Source organism: Burkholderia sp. COPS (assembly GCF_019425585.1).
Classification (GTDB): Bacteria; Pseudomonadota; Gammaproteobacteria; order Burkholderiales; family Burkholderiaceae; genus Burkholderia; species Burkholderia cepacia.
Genome location: NZ_WIXR01000014.1, coordinates 18,229 through 35,995, shown reverse-complemented (window position 1 = coordinate 35,995; position 17,767 = coordinate 18,229). Strand labels below are relative to the sequence as shown.

The following is a 17,767-nucleotide window of genomic DNA, read 5'->3' as shown; positions in this document are numbered from 1 at the left end:
CGGATCGATGAGTACGATTGCCGCCGAACGCGCACCGTCGCGCCACCGCAGCTGGCTGCCCGAGCGGAAGCACTGGGTCGGGCAGGCCGGGCTGTGGTCCTTCACCGCCGCGCTGATTGCCATTCACCAGGGCAAGGTGCTGACGCTCGCGTTTCCGGTGCTGGCCATCGCGGTCGGCATCTGGCTGTATTTCAAGAGTCCGGCGCGCTACGTCGGCTTCATGTGGTGGGTGTGGTTCCTGAGCCCGGAAGTGCGGCGTCTCGCCGACTGGTCGAAGGGCGCGTTCACGCCGACGAGCCTGATCCAGGTCGCGCCGCTCGCGGTGACGATGATCGCCGGCCTGGGCTTGATCCGGCATTACCGCGTGCTCGCGCAGCGGCGCGGCATCCCGATCCTGCTGATGCTGTTCGGGCTCGCGTACGCGTACCTCGTCGGGATCGTGTCGAGCGGCGTGATGGCCGCCACCTACGACCTCGCGAACTGGGTGTACCCGGTGCTGATCGGTTTTCACATCATGGTCAACGCCCGCGACTATCCCGAATACCGCGACGTGCTGCTGTCCACGTTCATGTGGGGCATGCTCGTGATGGGCCTGTACGGCGTCGTGCAGTACTTCGTGATGCCGCAGTGGGACGTGCTGTGGATGATCGGCTCCGACATGGGTTCGCAGGGCGAGCCGGTGCCGTACGGCGTGCGCGTGTTCAGCACGATGAATTCGTCCGGGCCGTTCGCGTTCGCGATCATGGGCGCGCTGGTGTTCGTGTTCGCCGCGCCGCAGAAGATCCGTTGGTTCGCGGGCGCGGCCGGCTTCGTGTCGTTCGCGCTGTGTCTCGTGCGTTCGACCTGGGGCGGATGGGTGATCGCGCTCGCGATCCAGCTCGTGCAGTCGAGCAACCGCGTGCGGATGCGGATCCTGATCAGCGGCGTCGTGCTGGTCGGGCTGTGCGTGCCGCTCCTGACCGTCGGGCCGGTGGCGGACCGTCTCGGCGCGCGTCTGCAGTCGATCACGAACCTGAAGGACGACCGCAGCTACGACGACCGCAACAAGTTCTACGCCACCTTCGCGCAGACGGCGTTCACCGACGTCGCCGGCGAGGGGATGGGCGCGACGGGTGCATCCACGAAGCTGTCGAGCGACAGCGGCGAGCTCGGCAAGTACGGCAGCTTCGACAGCGGCGTGATGAACGTGCCGTTCGTGCTCGGCTGGCCCGGCACGCTGCTGTATCTCTCCGGCGTCGTGATGCTGTTCGGCCGCACGCTGCGCGCGGCATTCAAGCTGCGCAACGACAAGTTCGTCGGCGCGTGCCTGAGCCTGTGCCTGTCGACCTTCGCGATGCTCGTGTTCACGAACTCGCTGATCGGCACGGGCGGCCTGCTGATGTTCACAGCCATTTTTTCGATACTAGCCGCGGCGCACTGGCAAAAGGCACAACGCCTGCTGGCCGCCGCGCATTCACGGGGAGGCGACCATTGAGAATCGCGATCGTCACGCACGTCGTGCGACATAACGACGGCCAGGGCCGCGTCAATTACGAAATCGCGCGCGCGGCGCTGGCCGAGAACTACGAGGTCACGCTGGTCGCGTCGCACGTCGCGCCCGAGCTGCTGGCCGACCCGCGCGTGCGCTGGGTGCCGGTGAAGGTCGGCGGCTTCTGGCCGTCGAATCTCGTCAAGCAGCAGGTGTTCGCGCTGAAGAGCGCGGCCTGGCTGCGCGCGCACCGCAGCGAATACGACGTGCTGCACGTGAACGGCTTCATCTCGTGGATCAAGGCCGACGTCAATACCGCGCACTTCGTGCACGGCGGCTGGTTCGAGAGTCCGTACTATCCGTTCGGGCCGACGAAGGGGCTGTGGTCGGCCTATCAGTATGTCTATACGCGCGTGAACACCACGCTTGAGCGCTGGGCGTACAGGCGGTCGCGCGCGATCACCGCCGTGTCGCAGAAGGTGGCCGACGAGATCGCCGGGCTCGGCATCGACAGCCGCAAGATCAGCGTGATCTACAACGGCGTCGACGGCAGCGCGTTCGCCGGTGCGCAGGCCGACCGTGCGGCGTTCAAGCTGCCGGACGACGCGTTCCTGCTGCTGTTCGTCGGCGACCTGCGCACGCCGCGCAAGAACCTCGGCACGGTGCTGAAGGCGCTGACGAAGCTGCCCGCGAACGTGCACCTGGCGGTGGCCGGTTATCTGCCCGGCAGCCCGTATCCGGAAGAGGCGCGCGCGCTCGGCATCGATGCGCGCGTGCATTTCCTCGGCCTCGTGAAAAACATGCCGACGCTGATGCGCTCGGTCGACGCGTACGTGTTCCCGTCGCGCTACGAAGCGATGAGCCTGTCGCTGCTGGAAGCGATGGCGGCCGGGCTGCCGGTCGTCACCGCGCGTACGGCGGGCGGTGCCGAAATCATCACGCGCGAATGCGGGATCGTGCTGGAGGACCCGGACGATCCGGCCGCGCTCGCGCAGGCGATCGGCTCGCTCGCGGCGTCGCGCGACACGTGCCGCGCGATGGGCGACGCGGCCCGCGAATTGATGACCCGTTTCGGCTGGGCGCACATGGGCGCCCAGTATGTCGCGCTCTACCGGCGCATCGGCCAACCCACGCAGCCGTCCGCCTTCGAGCGGGTCGAGCATGCAGTGACGCAGGAGCAATCGTAATGTCCCACTCTTCCCGGCCGATCAAATCGTTGCAGATCGGCATGCACTGGTTCCCCGAACGCGCGGGCGGCCTCGACCGGATGTACTACTCGCTCGTCGGCGCGCTGCCGGGCGCGGGCGTCGAGGTGCGCGGGCTCGTCGCCGGCTCGCAGAAGGTCGCCGACGACACGGGCGGCGCGATCCAGGGCTTCGGCCCCGCATCGGAGCCGCTCGCGCGCCGCATGCTCGCCGCGCGGCGCGCGCTGCGCGAGGAGATCCGCAGCGAGCGGCCGGACGTGATCTCGTCGCACTTCGCGCTGTACACGTTCCCGGGCCTCGACGTCACGCGCGGGATTCCGCAGGTGTCGCACTTCCAGGGGCCGTGGGCCGACGAAAGCCAGGTCGAGGGCGCCGCGTCGCTCGGCCAGCGCGCGAAGCGTTATCTCGAGCAGGCCGTCTATACGCGTTCGTCGCGGCTGATCGTGCTGTCGCAGGCGTTCGGCCAGATCCTGACGAACCGCTACGGGATCGATCCGTCGCGTGTGCGCGTGATTCCCGGTTGCGTCGATACCGCGCAGTTCGACACGCCGCTCACGCCCGCCGAGGCGCGGCACAAGCTGCAACTGCCGCAGGACCGGCCGATCGTGCTGGCCGTGCGCCGGCTCGTGCGGCGCATGGGGCTGGAGGACCTGATCGACGCGATCGGCCTCCTCAAGCACCGTCACCCGGACGTGCTGCTGCTGATCGCCGGCAAGGGCAAGATCGGCGAGGAACTGCAGCAGCGCATCGATGCGGCAGGCCTGCAGGACAACGTGAAGCTGCTCGGCTTCGTGCCGGACAACCATCTCGCCGCGCTGTACCGCGCGGCGACGGTCAGCGTCGTGCCGACGGTCGCGCTCGAAGGCTTCGGGCTGATCACCGTCGAATCGCTCGCGTCCGGCACGCCGGTGCTGGTCACCCCGGTCGGCGGGTTGCCGGAGGCGGTGGCCGGGCTGTCCGACGATCTCGTGCTGCCGTCCACCGGCGCGGACGCGATCGCGGAAGGGCTCGGTGCCGCGCTGTCGGGCGCGATCACGCTGCCCGACGAGGCCGCGTGCAAGCGCTATGCACGCGATCATTTCGACAACGCGGTGATCGCGCGGCGCGTGGCCGGCGTGTACGAAGAGGCGATCCGGGCGGCAGGTTGAGCGCCCGTGGCGCGCAATCGGCGCGCCGAACGGGAAGCCGAACGGGAAGCCGAACGGGAAGCCGAACGGGAAGCCGAACCGGCGCGCATGCGCGGCCGGTTCGCGTGCCGGCCGCCTGCGCAGGGCCGGCTGGTTCTTCCTATCCGATGCGCGACGCCGGCACGCGTCACGTGCGCCTGAGCGTCGCGGCCCAGACGCCGAGCGCCGCCACGCTCACGACCGCGCCGAGCACGCAGACGCCCGTCCATCCGGCGCGCGCATACATCATCGTGGATGCAATCGCGCCGAGCCCGCTGCCGGCCGAATAGAACAGCATGTAGCAGCCGACGAGGCGCGCGTGCGCATCGGGCCGCGTGCCGAGAATCATGCTCTGGTTGACGACGTGGACGGCCTGCCCGCCGACGTCGAGCAGCACGATGCCGACCACCAGCCATGCAATCGACGAATCGCCGAACGCGAGCGGCAGCCACGAGCACGCGAGCAGCGCGAGCGCGGCGCCGGTCGTCGCTTCGCCGCGCCCGCGATCCGCGAGCCGGCCCGCGCGGGCGGCGGCCGCCGCGCCCAGTGCGCCGACGAGGCCGAAGGCGCCGATCTGCGTATGCGACATCGCGTGCGGCGGTGCGCTCAGCGGCAGCACCAGTGCGCTCCAGAAGATGCTGAATGCCGCGAACATCAGCAGCGCGATTGCGCCGCGCACGCGCAGCACGCGTTCGTCGCGCAGCAGCGACACCATCGATCGCAGCAGCGCCGCGTAGCCGATGCGCTCGCGCGGCCCGTTTTCGTCCGGCAACAGTCGCGACAGCACGGCGAGCATGGCGATCGCGAGCGCGCCGGATACCAGATAGACGGCCCGCCAGCCCGCGATGTCGGTGACGACGCCGGCCAGCGAGCGTGCGGCCAGCAGCCCGACCACGACACCGCCTTGCGCGGCACCCACCACGCGCCCGCGTTCGCCGGCGCCCGCGAGCGCGGCCGAGCACGCGATCAGCCCTTGCGTCATCGCGGTGCCGAGCAGCCCGACCGCGACCATCCCTGCCAGCAGCGCGATGCGCGTCGACGAGGCGGCGACGCCGATGCAGGCCGCCGTCAGCAGCAGGAGCTGCACGGCGATCAGGCGCTTGCGGTTCAGCAGGTCGCCGAGGGGCACGACGAACAGCAGCGCGAGCGCACAGCCGAGCTGCGTCGCGGTGATGACGCCGCCGACGGCCGCCTGCGACACGCCGAAATCCCGCGCGATCGAATCGAGCAGCGGCTGCGCGTAGTAGACATTCGCGACACTGGCCGCGCAGCATACGGCCAGCGTCGCGACGCGCGCCGTGGACAGGGTGCCGACTGCGGCCGGATGCGCGGCAGGCGCGGATGCGTTCGATGCAACGGTGCCGGAACGACAGGAAGACGCCATGGATTTCCTCGCGCAAAGTAGTTGCAAATTGAAACTGGTGTGAGTGTAGGAAAAGTAGTTTTAAAATGCAACCTGTTGTGCGGCGGGCGAAACGTCCGTGCACGGATGGCCGGTGTTGCCGAAAAGGCGGCCGGAAAGATTGCGGAGAGGCACATGGCCAGGCAGAAAAGTCTTGCGGATTCGCCGTGCCCGGTGGCGCGGGCGACCGATATCGTCGGCGATCGCTGGGCATTGCTGATCGTGCGCGATGCGTTCGACGGAGTGCGCCGGTTCGGCGATTTCCGCGCGAGCCTCGGCGTCGCGAGCAACATCCTGTCCGACCGGCTCAGGATGCTCGTGGATGCGGGCGTGTTCGACGTCGTGCCGGCGTCGGACGGCAGCGCGTATCAGGAGTACGTGCTGACCAGGAAGGGCGAAGGGCTGTTCCCGGTGATCGTGATGCTGCGGCAGTGGGGCGAAGCGAACCTGTTCGCGCGAGGCGAGCCGCATTCGGTGCTGGTCGACCGCCAGACGGGGCGCGCGATCCGCAAGCTTGCGCTGCGCCACGACGACGGCCGGCCGGTGAAGGCGGGCGAGACGGTCGTGAAGAAGGTCGGCGACGAAGCGGGCGCACGGCGGCGATGAGCGTCGTGCGCGACGGCTGCACGGTCGGATAGACTGTCGCGATCGTCGCCGACCGGAGCTGCATCGCCATGTCCCATCCGCTGGATTCCGCCGCTTATCGGCTGTTACTCGACCTGCAGCGACGCATTCACGATTTCTGCGAGCGCGAGGGCGCCGAGGACGGGCGCGACCATGCCGATCCCGCGGAGCCGCTGTGGCAGACCGATTTCAACCATGTCACGGTCGCGCCGATGCGGGCGGGGCTGCACGTCCGGTACTTCGGCGGCGCCTGGGAGGAACCGTTCGACTGGACGCTGCAGTGTCTGGCGTTGCGGGACGTCGCGGATCTCGTGACCGACCTCGCGTTCAGCGGCATCGACGAAGGGGCGAACGGTACGCGCGAATGGGATTTCGGGCCGCTGCTCGATTCGGATGCGCGCTTCCCGATGCTGCGCTCGCTGTATGTGCGGCCGACCGAGCCGGCCGATCACAACCAGTCGATGATCGTGCGCCGCGACCTGATCATGCAGGAAGGCGGCGAGATTGCCCGCTTTGCCGCGAAGGCGCCGTTTCTCGCCGAGCTGACGGTGCCGAACGCGCCCGATGCGCGTTTCTTCGATGTCCCGCTTGCGCATCTCGAGCGGCTGCGCATCGGCGGCGGAGACGACACGCAGCAGTTCATCGATCGTCTCGCGGATTGCGACAACCTGCCGTCGCTCGGCTGGCTCGATTTCTCCGAGTCGACTGCATTGCATTCGACGTGGAAACGCGAGCGCGACGCCGGCAGCGTGACGTCGTTCGACGCCTACGAGCGCCTGCTGAAGAGCCGCGCCGGCCAGCGGCTCCGCAGGCTGACGCTGAGAAACACCTGTCTCGACCGGGAGGCGCTCGAAGCGCTGCAGGCGCTGCATCCGCGGCTGTCGTTCATGGTGATCCAGGCCGGCAGCGGCGGTTACGTGAGTCACTTCAAGGACAACGTGTTTCCGTGGCGTCACCTGATCCAGCGGGACCCCGGCGACGCATGACCGCAGCCGTTCAATCGGCCGCCGGCACGGCCTGACGCACGGACGATGCGCCGCGATGCGCATCGGGCCGAACCAGCGTCGCGAGCAGCGCGGCGGCGGCCAGTAGCGCGACCGACACGGCCGTTTCGATCCGCAACCCGTCCACGACCTGCGCCGCGCCGCCGCCGCCGGCGAGTGCGCCGAACGCGGCCACGCCCATCGCGCCGCCGGCCTGCCGCGCGGTATTCAGCACGGCCGACGCGATGCCGGCCCGTTCGGGCGCGACCGACGCGAGCACGGCGGTCGTCATCGCCGGCACCGCGAAACCCATGCCCGACGGAATCAGCAGGAACGGCACGAGCAGGACGGCCAGCGGCGTCGACGCGTCGATGAAGTGCAGCGATCCGTAGCCGAACGCGGCGACGAGCGCGCCCGCCAGCATCGGCGCGCGCGGGCCGTGGCGCGCCACGACGCGGCCGCTCGCGAGGTTCGACAGCAGGAAGCCGCCCGTCAGCGGCAGGAACGCGAGGCCGGCCTGCAACGCCGACTCGCCGCGTGCGCGCTGCAGGTACAGCGCGAGCACGAACACGGTGCCGTAGTACGTGAGGTTCACGCAGATCCCGAACAGCACGGCCGCGCTGAACGTGCGATGGCGGAACAGCGACAGCGGCAGCATCGGCGTGGCCGTCCGCGTTTCCACCGCGACGAATGCGAGCGCGGCGAGCGTCGCCAGCGCGAAACCGCCGGCGACGACCGGATGCGTGAAGCCGAGCGGACGCCATTCGATCACGGCGCCGGTCAACGCGGTCAGCATCGCGATCGCGATGAACTGGCCGCGCAGGTCGAGTGCGCGGACGGAGCGGAATGGCGCGGCCGGCGTTGCCGCCGCACGGCGCGCAGGTATCCACGCGAAGGCGGCCGCCAGCCCGGCCGCACACAGCGGCAGGTTCACGAGGAAGATGCCGCGCCAGCCCCACGCCGCGATCAGCAGGCCACCGACGACCGGGCCGGCCGCGATCGAAATCGACCCGGCCGCCGTCCACCAGCCGACGGCCCGCGCGCGCAGGCGCGGGTCGTGCCGGCACGCGTCGTTGAGCAGGGCAAGCGAATTGGGCAGCATCGCCGCGGCGCCGACGCCTTGCAGTGCGCGCGCCGCGATCAGCATCGCGGGCGCGGTCGCGGCGCCGCATGCGAGCGACGCAAGCGCGAACAACACGAGGCCGGCGATGTACAGGCGGCGTGCGCCGAAGCGGTCGCCGAGCGCGCCGCCCGACAGCATCAGTACCGCGAACGCGAGCGTGTACGCATCGACGACCCACTGCAGGCCGGCGACGGGCAAGCGCAGGTCGCCGGCGAGATGCGCGAGCGCGATGTTGACGATCGTCACGTCGAGCTGCGTGACGACGAAACCGGTGCTGACGGTCGCGACGACGCGGGCGAGCGCGGGCTGGAAGGCGGAGGAGGGGAGGGTCGTGTCCATGCGCCAATCGTAGGGCGCGGGCGGCCGGCGATGTTTCAGCGGGACGTGAAGCGTCGAAGCGCCGGGGGCGAAGCAGCAGGGCGGCGAGCGGGGCGAAGCGGGGATGAAGCAGGGGACGAAGCAGGGACGAAGCAGGAGCGAAGCAGGAGCGAAGCAGGAGCGAAGCAGGAGCGAAGCAGGAGCGAAGCATGCTGCGCTCGGGCCGACGTGAGCGCCGCGTGCCCAACCGTGCCGCTACGACCCGTGTTGACGCTCGCTCAGCGCGGAACCTTGGCGGCGTTCAATGCCGCTCGCCGCGCCAGCGACCCGGCGCAACGCCGAAGCGCTTCGTGAACGCATGCGTAAACGTGCTTTGATCCGCGAAGCCGACCATCCCGGCGATATCGACGAGCGGATACCGGCCATCCGCGAGCAGGATCACCGCCGCGTCGAGCCTGAGCCGCTGCAGGTAGCGATGCGGCGTTTCGCCGAACGCATCGACGAACAGCTGATGAAAGCGGCGCATCCCGTAGCCGCAGTGCGCGGCGAGATCGGCGATGCGCAGCGGCTCGGCGAGCCGCGCGCGCAGCCAGCGGTCGATGCGCGCGAAATCGAGGCCCGATGCGGGCGCGGCGATGTCGCGTTCGTCGAGCAGCGCGCCGCACAGCCGGGCGGCGGCCTGCCACTGGAAACGGTGCGCGGCCGCATGCGGCGCGTCGGCGGCAGGCGCTTCGAATTGCGCGGCCGCCGCCGCGATCTGCGCGACCAGTGACGTCAGGGCCGGATCGATTGCCACGGCGCGCGCGCTGTCGAACAGCCGCTGCGGCACCGCGAGTGACGCGAGGGGAAGATTGAGCACGAGCTGGCGATTCTCGCCGAGGCCCGCGTAATCATGGCGCGCGCCGGCTGGAACCAGCCAGGCGCGGTGCCGGTCGAGACGCTGGCTGACGCCGTTCACCGCCATCACCATCGCGCCGTCGATGCCGAGCACGATCTGGTGAAAGTCGTGCACGTCCGACGCTTCGAGCGTGTCGTAGCGTTGCAGCGCGACGGTGGGGGACGGAAGGTGTGCCACGGGGCGGGGCGTCAGCCGGGGGCTCGTGTGCCGTGTCAGATGGCGAGCAGTTCGACTTCGAACACGAGCGTCGCATTCGGCGGAATCACGCCGCCTGCGCCGCGCGGGCCGTAACCGAGTTGCGGCGGGATCGTCAGGCGACGCACGCCGCCGACCTTCATGCCCTGCACGCCTTCGTCCCAGCCCTTGATGACCATGCCGCCGCCGAGCACGAACGCGAACGGGTCGTTGCGATCCTTGCTCGAATCGAATTTCTGACCGTCGGTCAGCCAGCCCGTGTAGTGGACGCTGACGGTCTGGCCGGCTTGCGCTGCGTCGCCGGTGCCTTCGGTCAGGTCTTCGTATTTGAGGCCCGATTCGGTCGTGATGACAGACATGACTTCTCCTGAAAAAGGATGGGTAAAACCGCTATTGTAGGCGAGCGCGCTGCGGGCCGCCGCTCATGGCTTTCGGCCGGTCGCACGCGTATCGCGGACGGCGGCGGGCCGTCGCGGCCGCGATCGCGCGGAACGCAAATGGAACGCGCGTTTGAATTTCCGGCCAGCCCCGCGACCGAGGTTGCACCGCGCGAGTGCGACGCGTGTATGAATCGGTGCTACCGGCGCGCTCGGCAACGTGCCGATCAGGGTTGCCGGATTCCGTGAAATGCCCGCCACACGGGGCTTTCGGGCCACCGCTGCGATGCGCTGCCGACTGCCGCGAACGGCTCGCGTGCGTTCACGTGCGTTCGAATCCCGCCGTGTCCGGACGCCGCTCGAACGCCGTTTTTTCCGCCTTTTCGACCGTGCCCTGTTTGGAAGCGCGCATCTACCGCGCGGCTTGCGCGCGCCGCCGCGGGCGGCCTATCTTTACAGCTGTCGATGTCAAGATTTTGCCGGTGCGCGATGTGCCGCCCGGGCCCGCGTCGGACGACGCGCCGGGCCGCTCCGGAACCAGGAGAACGATGAACATGAAGTCAGCCGCTTCCGCCACCGCAGCCGGGATCATGCCGGTGCGCCGCGACCTGCGCTTCGACCTGCCGGTCGAACGCGCGAAGGACTGGCATGGCCTCGGGTCGCACGTGACCCATTTCTTCAACGCGCTGTCGCTGCTGTTCCCGGCCGGCGAGCGTTTCTTCATGGATTCGGTGCGCAACTATCGCGACCGGATCGACGATCCCGTGCTGAAGCAGCAGGTGCTCGGCTTCATCGGCCAGGAGGCGATGCACACGCGCGAGCACATCGAGTACAACGAGCTGATGCAGGCGAACCACCTGCCCGCGCGCAAGCTCGACAAGCGTGTGTGGGCGGTGCTCGGCTACATGAAGCGCAAGCTGCCGCATTCGGTGCAGCTCGCGCACACGGTCGCGGCGGAGCACTACACGGCGATGCTTGCCGACTGGCTGCTGCGCGACCCGACGCGCCTGGAGGGTTCGGTCGAAGGCTACCGCCAGATGTGGATCTGGCACGCGCTCGAGGAAACCGAGCACAAGGCCGTGTCGTTCGACGTGTGGAACACCGCGATGGCGCCGGGGCTGCGTCGTTACCTGATCCGCATCGGCGTGTATCTGCTGACGACGCTGACGTTCTGGCCGACCGTGTTCCTGATGCACGCGACGCTGCTGTGGCGCGATCGCGGCGCCGGCCATCACGTGCGCGGCATGCTGCGGATGATCGCGTTCCTGTACGGGCCGCGCCGCGGGCTGTTCCCGCGCATCGCCGGCGAATGGCTGAGCTTCTTCCGGCCGGGCTTCCATCCGTGGGACCACGACAATCATCACCATCTCGCGCGCGTCGACGCGCTTGCCGCCACCTACGGCGAACACGGCGGCACGCCGGCCGGCCGTGGCCGTGCGAACGCGCCGGCGCCGCTCGCATCGGGTCGCTGATCCCGCCGCTGCGCCGGCGTGCGCGGCATCGGGCCCGGCGTGTTGCGTTCCTGCATCAGCCGGCTTCCTCTGACGATTGACCGAAATCAATTCGAACCGGCCGGGCGGGCATCCCGGCGGCCGGCCGACCGGCCGCGCACGCATGCGCGGCCGGGCCGATCCTGTCGGTGCCGCATCGCCCGCGAACGCCGAGCGCCAGCACCGGCGCGGCTTTGCGCGTCGCGTGGCCGCCCGTGGACCGCGCGCGCCGCGCACGCCACCGGGATAACACCCATCTAGCCGCGCGCCGGCCACATCGATATACCGTTGATGACACTGTCCACCTCACGCGCGATTCATGCACGAGGGGATTTTATTCGGACGGAAATGCGGCCAATATGTCGGTTCGATCGAGGTTCGTCGCAAGCGGCGGCGAGCCGGGCGCGCGATACCAATGCCAAGCGGGGAACAACGATGGTTGCTAGGTCACCTGAGGCAAACGGGCACACGGTGCCCGAGATGACGCATGTGTCCGTCACCGCGCCCGAGGATGGACGCAAGCTGTTCGTGATCATGCGTTCGCCCGACGAGCCGTTGCTTGCGCAACTGCGCGGGCTGGGCTGGGAAATCTCCGTCGCGAAGACCGCCGGCGCCGCGCAGAACATGACGTCCGGCGTGAGCGTCGCCGCCGGGCTGGTCGATTTCTCCGGGTTCACGTCGCGCGAGTATCCCGCGCTGAAGGCATGCCTGAGCCAGCCGTCGATCGGCTGGATTTCCATCGCCCAGGCCGGTGTCACGATCGGCCCGGCTGTGCGCGAGCTGATCCGCAGCTACTGCTTCGACTACGTGACCCTTCCGTTGCCGTACGAGTGGATTTCGCACGTGCTCGGCCACGCGCGCGGGATGGCCGCGCTCGATCGCGTCGATGGCGCGGCCTACGCGGCGTCGATCGGCGAACACGGGATGATCGGCAACTGCGAGGCGATGCAGCAGCTGTTCAGCACGATCCGCAAGGTCGCGAAGACGGACGCGAGCGTGTTCATCTCGGGCGAGTCGGGCACCGGCAAGGAGCTGACGGCGCTCGCAATTCACGAGCGTTCCGGCCGCGGCAAGGGGCCGTTCATCGCGATCAATTGCGGCGCGATTCCGCATCACCTGCTGCAGTCGGAATTGTTCGGCTACGAGCGCGGCGCGTTCACCGGCGCGAACCAGCGGCGCGCGGGCCGGATCGAATCGGCGAACGGCGGCACGCTGTTTCTCGACGAAATCGGCGACATGCCGGTCGAAAGCCAGGCGAGCCTGCTGCGCTTCCTGCAGGAAGGGAAGATCGAGCGGCTCGGCGGGCAGGAATCGATTCCAGTCGACGTGCGGATCATCTCGGCCACCCACGTGGATCTCGACGGCGCGGTCGAGGCCGGGCGCTTTCGTGCCGACCTGTATCACCGCCTGTGCGTGCTGCGCATCCACGAGCCGCCGCTGCGCGCGCGCGGCAAGGACATCGACATCCTCGCGCACTACGTACTGCAGAAATACAAGGCCGATAGCGGCCGCAAGATCAGCGGCTTCACGTCGGCCGCGCTCGACGCGATGCGGCGCTACGAGTGGCCCGGCAACGTGCGCGAGCTGATCAACCGCGTGCGGCGCGCGATCGTGATGGCCGAGAGCCGGCTGCTGACGCCGCACGATCTCGGGCTCGATACGCCGGGCGAAACCGAACCCGTGACGCTCGAACAGGCGCGGGCGCTCGCCGAGCGCACCGCAATCGAGAATGCGCTGCTGCGCAACGATCACCGCATCAACAAGGCCGCCGCCGAACTCGGCATTTCGCGCGTGACGCTCTACCGGATGATGATCGAGCACGGGCTGAACGATCACGACAACAACGGCGGGAACGGCGACAACGGCGGGCACGACGGCGCGCCGTCCGGCGACGCGGGGCATCAGCGGGTCGGCTGAGCGGCGCACGTGCGACGCGTGAGCCGGTTCAGCGATAGGTCCAGAGCCGGTGCAGCACGAACGTGACGGGCGGTACGCACAGCACGACCGCGACGACGCTCCACGCGCGTGCCAGCCCGAGCGCCACGGCGCCGTGCGCAAGCAGCATCGTCACGACGAGGCCGACCATCGCGACGGCGAGAAAGCGCATGAAGTTGCCCCACGTCACGGGCGACGAGAAACTCCACAGCGTGTTGGCGAGATACGAGAACGCGGTCGAGCAGGCGAACGCGACCGCGTTCGCGGTCACGGGCGTTGCGTCGAACAGCGCGAACATCGCGGCCGCGATCAACGCATGCAGCGCGGTCGAACCGAGGCCCGACACACCGAAGCGAATCAGTCTGGCGCGTTCGGCGATATAGAGGGTACGGATCATCGGCGGGGCGATCGTTCGGGCGGTGGGGCGGCGTGTGTGGCGGTGTGCAGCGTCGTCGTGCGGCACGGCATCCGCCGGTCGGAGGCGCCGATGCGGACACGACGCGCGCCGGTTTCGCAGTATAGCCGTGTGCCCGGCCGGCCCGGCACCGGCGGATGGATGGTGCGGGCAACCCGCGGCCCGCGTGCTGCCGGCGGCATGTAAAGCGCATGAAACATTTCGCGTCGGCGGCCATGCGAATTTTCGCGGCGAATCGGCGTGAACGGCCGGCCGTCCATCGGTAAAAATGCCGTGCTTCATTGTTCAGCCTTATCCGGCAAGCCAGGGCCGCCACGTGGCCCGCGCGTGCCGCGCGCCGCGTGTTTCAGTTTCGTAACTTCCCGCATTCGGCACTCGTCCCGGCCGCCACGGTGCCCGGCCGGCCCCTTGTCCGGACGGGCTCGCGCGAAGCTGGCCCGCTCCTTGCGAAAGTGGGCGTGCGAAAGTCGACGATGCACGGTCCGTCCGGTTCGGCAGCGAACCCTGTCAGTACCGGCCAGGACACGGTCCGCGGGGATGCGGCGGCGGAGCGCGGCGCAACAGCCGCGTTCCGGCGAGCACGGAGCGTCGTCGCCTGATCGTCGGGGCACCGGCCTGGTCCGGTTGCCGGAACAACCATCAGACTGACACGGGGTAGAAAAATGAACGATCGCCACACGCCGCGGCCGGCAGGCCGCGATCGCAGTGATGCTGAGCATCGCCGGTCGCATGTCGCTCTCTCGGCCGGCCGGCATGCATCGACAGGCCATCTCTCCGCGCCCGGTGCGAGGCGGATCCGGCTGATTGCCGGTCATCCACGCCGGGTCGGTACTTTCCTGCACGCGAACCCGATTCGCAAGGGCATGTGCGCTCGGGCGCCGGTACCTCGACGCCCGGTCTTCGCCTATTGACCGAAGCCGCACGATATCCGTTCGCGCCGGGCATCGTCGCCGCGAACGATTGATCTGCAATCCGAATGAAGCGCGAGGGTCTTGCCGCGCGTGCGACGGATGATGCATTCGATGCGACGGCAAACGGCGTCATGCCGTTGCCGTCCGGTGGTGAGGGGAGGGGCGGTCGGACGCGCGCGACGGGAGTGGCGCCCGTACGCGCGCGACGCCGTTTCAGCCGCCGTAGATGTCGAAGTCGAAGTACTTCGACGCGAGCCGCTTGTAGGTGCCGTCCTTGACCATGTCGAGGATTGCGCCGTCGATCTTCGCCTTCAGGTCGGTGTCTTCCTTGCGCAGCCCGATGCCGGCGCCGATGCCGAGCACCTTCTCGTCGACGAGCTCCGGGCCGACGAACGTGTAGTTCGCGCCGCGCGACGATTTCAGGAACCCGATCGCGGCCTGTACTTCATCCTGCAGCGCCGCGTCGAGGCGGCCCGAGGTCAGGTCCGCGTACACGCCGTCCTGGTTCTGGTACGACACGACGTTCGCGCCTTGCTTGCCCCAGTACGCCTTTGCGTACGTTTCCTGCGTCGTGCCCTGCTCGACGCCGATCGATTTGCCCTTCAGCGATTCGGCCGTCGGCAGCAGCGGCGAGCCCTTCTTCACGACGAGCCGCGTCGGCTGGTTGTAGATCTTCGTCGTGAAGCCGATCTGCTGCGCACGCTGCGGCGTGATCGACATCGACGACAGCACCGCGTCGAACTTCTTCGCCTTCAGCGCCGGAATCATCCCGTCGAAATCGTTCTCGAGCCACACGCACTTCGCCTTCAGGCGCGCGCAGATCTCGTTGCCGAGGTCGATGTCGAAGCCGACGAGCTTGCCGTCCGGCGCCTTCGACTCGAACGGCGCGTAGCTGGCGTCGGTGCCGAAGCGGATGGTGGTCCAGTCCTTCGCGACGGCGGGGCCTGCGGATACCGCGAGCAGGGCGATCGAAACAGCGGCAATCAGTCTCTTCATGGTGCGTTCCTTGGCGGGGTGCTTCCGGTTCTGTGCGACACGGTTTCACGGACCCGAGCCGCATCTGCGCGCGGTGTCCGCACGGCCATTAACGCAGAAAATAAAATCAGAGTCCAGAATGGACAAAAAATATCGTTTTGCCGGATGCGTGAATCGGTCGCCGGGTGCCGACCCTTGCAAAAATGCGAAAATGGACTAATCTTGTTAGTAAATTCGTTTCGAGACTAACGATCATGTCACAGCCCGCCTACGAATCGCATTCCTCCCCGCCGCAGGCCTCGGTCGCGCAGATGTCGGCGGCCGGTCTGCGTGCGTTTTTCAACATCGCGCGCGACTGGGAACTGACGATCGACGAACAGATCGTGCTGCTCGGGTCACCCGGCCGTTCGACGTTCTTCAAGTGGAAGGCCACGCCGGAATCGGCGCGGCTGCCGCGCGATACGCTCGAGCGGCTATCGCTGCTGCTCGGTATCTACAAGGCGTTGCAGATCCTGCTGCCGCAGCCGGCCGCGGCCGATGCGTGGGTCAAGCGGCCCAACGACGCGGCGCCGTTCGGCGGCAAGCGCGCACTCGACCGGATGCTCGCCGGCAATGTCGGCGATCTGGTCGCCGTCCGCCAATATCTCGACGCGATGCGAGGTGGCTGGGCGTGACGATGCCGATCCAAGCACAACAATGGCCCACGACCGCGGTCGACTGGGCGCCTGCCTATCGCGTGATCCCCACCCGTTTCCCGGCAATCAACCTGTTCGACCGCGTTGCGTCGGCGGACGATTTCGACGCGCTTTACGCGCTCGAATCGCTGACCAACGACCGCATTCGCAACGAAGTCGGCACGCTCGACCTCGTCCCGCCCGCCGAACGTCGCTACGGGCAGGGCTGGGGGCCGATCATGGCCGCGTTCACGCACCTGAATCCGCAGGGCAGCCGTTTTTCCGACGGCAGCTACGGCGTGTTCTACTGCGCGCGCTCGCGCGATACGGCGATCGCCGAAACGCGTTATCACAGCGCACTGTTCCTGGCGGCGACGAAGGAGCCGCCGATGCGCCAGCAGATGCGGCTCTATACGGTGATCGCGCAAGGCGACGTGGCTGACGTGCGCATGTGGCCGAAACGCGATCCGGCGTTGCTGCACCCGCTCGATTACAGCGCCGGGCAGGCGCTCGGCCGCGCGGTGCGCAATGCCGGCGGCGCGGGGATCGTCTATCCGTCGGTGCGCGACCCGCGCGGCGAGTGCCTGGCGGCGTTCCGCACCGCGCTGCTGCGCGATTGCCATCACGCGGCCTACCTCGAATACAACTGGAACGGCTCGGCCGTCGATGCGGTGTTCGAACTGAACCAGGTCGGCTAGCGTTCGCTCGCAGGCATCAGGGCATCAGGGCATCAGGGCATCAGGGCAACGGCCAGTCGCCCGCGTGGCGTTCGCGCGCCTCGGCCTGCGTCATCGACCAGGTGCGCCCGGTGCGCGGCTCGACGAGCGTGAGCCGCCCGGCCGGTGCGAACGCACCCGTGTCGATGAACCACTGCGCGCCGATCCGCTGCGGTGCGCGCACCGGCGTGTGCCCGGTGCAGGTCAGCGACAGCCCGGCCTGCCGCGCCGGATCGGCGAGCCCCTGGACGAGATCGCGGCCCCAGATCAGCCGTTCGCGCACGTCGTGCGAATAGTTGCCCGTGTCGAGATCGGCGTCCGAGCCGAAGAATTCCGCATGCAGCACGTTGAAGCGTCCGGGGCCGTCGCCGATCACGCGCACCAGCGGCAGCGCGTCGACGCGCGCCGCGTGCGCGTGCAGCCGTTCCGCCGGCAGGTCGGCGCCCCAGTCGCCGCCGATTCCGCGCCACGCGTCGGGCGACAGCTTGCCGCGCGCCACGAGGCTCAGCACCTCCTCGTGATTGCCGCGCACGACGTGGCACCACGGGCGGTCGAGCAGATCGAGCGTGGTTTCGGATGCAGGGCCGCGGTCGACGAGGTCGCCGACCGAGAACAGGCGGTCGCGAGCCGGATCGAAGCGGGTGTCGTGCAACAGCGCGCGCAGCACATCCACGCAGCCGTGCAGGTCGCCGACGACGAAGTCACGGCCGGCCGTATTCGCGGGATGGTGGCAGAGGGGGGCGGTGGCAGTCATCCCATTATCTTAGGCGCTCGCGCCCATCGCCACGTCACGACGGAATGACGATAATCGGGGCGCTACCCGCCGGTGCGGCGCGGCGGGGGTGTCCCGCGCGTCGGCCGAACCCTTTCCATCTGCTTTCGGAATCACACA

General features: G+C 68.6%; 16 protein-coding genes. 9 read left to right on the top strand and 7 right to left on the bottom strand.

The window, feature by feature from the left end; all coding sequences use genetic code 11:
- Positions 1-7 precede the first annotated feature (7 nt).
- Genes FOZ70_RS12230 through FOZ70_RS12220 form a run of 3 tightly spaced genes read left to right on the top strand, consistent with a single transcriptional unit; the run spans position 8 to position 3,821 of the window.
- Entirely contained in the window at positions 8-1,474 is a 1,467-nt protein-coding gene (locus tag FOZ70_RS12230; RefSeq protein ID WP_048022241.1) for a glucose-6-phosphate isomerase, read from the top strand.
- On the top strand, positions 1,471-2,655 hold the full coding sequence (locus tag FOZ70_RS12225) for a glycosyltransferase family 4 protein (protein ID WP_219705954.1): 1,185 nt from the start codon (positions 1,471-1,473) through the stop codon (positions 2,653-2,655). The genes FOZ70_RS12230 and FOZ70_RS12225 overlap by 4 nt, the downstream gene beginning before the upstream one ends.
- On the top strand, positions 2,655-3,821 hold the full coding sequence (locus tag FOZ70_RS12220; RefSeq protein ID WP_027791034.1) for a glycosyltransferase family 4 protein: 1,167 nt from the start codon (positions 2,655-2,657) through the stop codon (positions 3,819-3,821). The genes FOZ70_RS12225 and FOZ70_RS12220 overlap by 1 nt, the downstream gene beginning before the upstream one ends.
- A gap of 166 nt (positions 3,822-3,987) precedes the next feature.
- On the opposite strand, the gene FOZ70_RS12215 is transcribed toward FOZ70_RS12220, so the two are convergent.
- Entirely contained in the window at positions 3,988-5,223 is a 1,236-nt protein-coding gene (locus FOZ70_RS12215; RefSeq protein ID WP_059857263.1) for an MFS transporter, read from the bottom strand.
- Between the two features lie 153 nt (positions 5,224-5,376).
- Between FOZ70_RS12215 and FOZ70_RS12210 the strand changes: the two genes are divergently transcribed.
- Both FOZ70_RS12210 and FOZ70_RS12205 read left to right on the top strand, forming a co-directional pair.
- Positions 5,377-5,847 carry a helix-turn-helix domain-containing protein gene (locus tag FOZ70_RS12210; RefSeq protein WP_196485908.1) on the top strand — a complete coding sequence of 157 codons (471 nt, stop codon included), beginning with the start codon at positions 5,377-5,379 and terminating at the stop codon, positions 5,845-5,847.
- 68 nt (positions 5,848-5,915) lie between these two features.
- On the top strand, positions 5,916-6,851 hold the full coding sequence (locus FOZ70_RS12205) for a hypothetical protein (protein WP_059591704.1): 936 nt from the start codon (positions 5,916-5,918) through the stop codon (positions 6,849-6,851).
- 10 nt (positions 6,852-6,861) lie between these two features.
- On the opposite strand, the gene FOZ70_RS12200 is transcribed toward FOZ70_RS12205, so the two are convergent.
- The 3 genes from FOZ70_RS12200 to FOZ70_RS12190 form a co-directional block, all read right to left on the bottom strand.
- Positions 6,862-8,310 carry an MFS transporter gene (locus FOZ70_RS12200; RefSeq protein ID WP_219705953.1) on the bottom strand — a complete coding sequence of 483 codons (1,449 nt, stop codon included), beginning with the start codon at positions 8,308-8,310 and terminating at the stop codon, positions 6,862-6,864.
- 280 nt (positions 8,311-8,590) lie between these two features.
- Entirely contained in the window at positions 8,591-9,364 is a 774-nt protein-coding gene (locus FOZ70_RS12195; RefSeq protein WP_219705952.1) for an AraC family transcriptional regulator, read from the bottom strand.
- A gap of 35 nt (positions 9,365-9,399) precedes the next feature.
- Entirely contained in the window at positions 9,400-9,741 is a 342-nt protein-coding gene (locus FOZ70_RS12190; protein ID WP_021164331.1) for an FKBP-type peptidyl-prolyl cis-trans isomerase, read from the bottom strand.
- Between the two features lie 572 nt (positions 9,742-10,313).
- On the opposite strand from FOZ70_RS12190, the gene FOZ70_RS12185 reads away from it, so the two are divergent.
- Both FOZ70_RS12185 and FOZ70_RS12180 read left to right on the top strand, forming a co-directional pair.
- Complete coding sequence (locus FOZ70_RS12185) at positions 10,314-11,231, top strand: metal-dependent hydrolase (RefSeq protein WP_059484191.1); 918 nt, start codon at positions 10,314-10,316, stop codon at positions 11,229-11,231.
- Positions 11,232-11,684: 453 nt separating this feature from the next.
- Complete coding sequence (locus tag FOZ70_RS12180) at positions 11,685-13,166, top strand: sigma-54 dependent transcriptional regulator (protein WP_042972653.1); 1,482 nt, start codon at positions 11,685-11,687, stop codon at positions 13,164-13,166.
- Positions 13,167-13,194: 28 nt separating this feature from the next.
- Here the strand turns inward: FOZ70_RS12180 and FOZ70_RS12175 are convergent, their stop codons facing one another.
- On the bottom strand, positions 13,195-13,581 hold the full coding sequence (locus FOZ70_RS12175; protein ID WP_021156312.1) for a GtrA family protein: 387 nt from the start codon (positions 13,579-13,581) through the stop codon (positions 13,195-13,197).
- Positions 13,582-14,723: 1,142 nt separating this feature from the next.
- Entirely contained in the window at positions 14,724-15,506 is a 783-nt protein-coding gene (locus FOZ70_RS12170; protein ID WP_021156310.1) for an ABC transporter substrate-binding protein, read from the bottom strand.
- Positions 15,507-15,739: 233 nt separating this feature from the next.
- Between FOZ70_RS12170 and FOZ70_RS12165 the strand changes: the two genes are divergently transcribed.
- Positions 15,740-16,159: an MbcA/ParS/Xre antitoxin family protein gene (locus tag FOZ70_RS12165; RefSeq protein WP_042972651.1), complete on the top strand. Its 420-nt coding sequence runs from the start codon at positions 15,740-15,742 to the stop codon at positions 16,157-16,159.
- A 2-nt stretch (positions 16,160-16,161) separates the two neighbouring features.
- A complete protein-coding gene (locus FOZ70_RS12160) occupies positions 16,162-16,857 on the top strand; it encodes an RES family NAD+ phosphorylase (RefSeq protein ID WP_048022260.1) in 696 nt (231 codons plus the stop codon).
- A 40-nt stretch (positions 16,858-16,897) separates the two neighbouring features.
- Here FOZ70_RS12160 and FOZ70_RS12155 read toward each other — a convergent pair whose 3' ends face one another.
- A complete protein-coding gene (locus tag FOZ70_RS12155; protein ID WP_042972649.1) occupies positions 16,898-17,629 on the bottom strand; it encodes a metallophosphoesterase in 732 nt (243 codons plus the stop codon).
- Positions 17,630-17,767 lie beyond the last annotated feature (138 nt).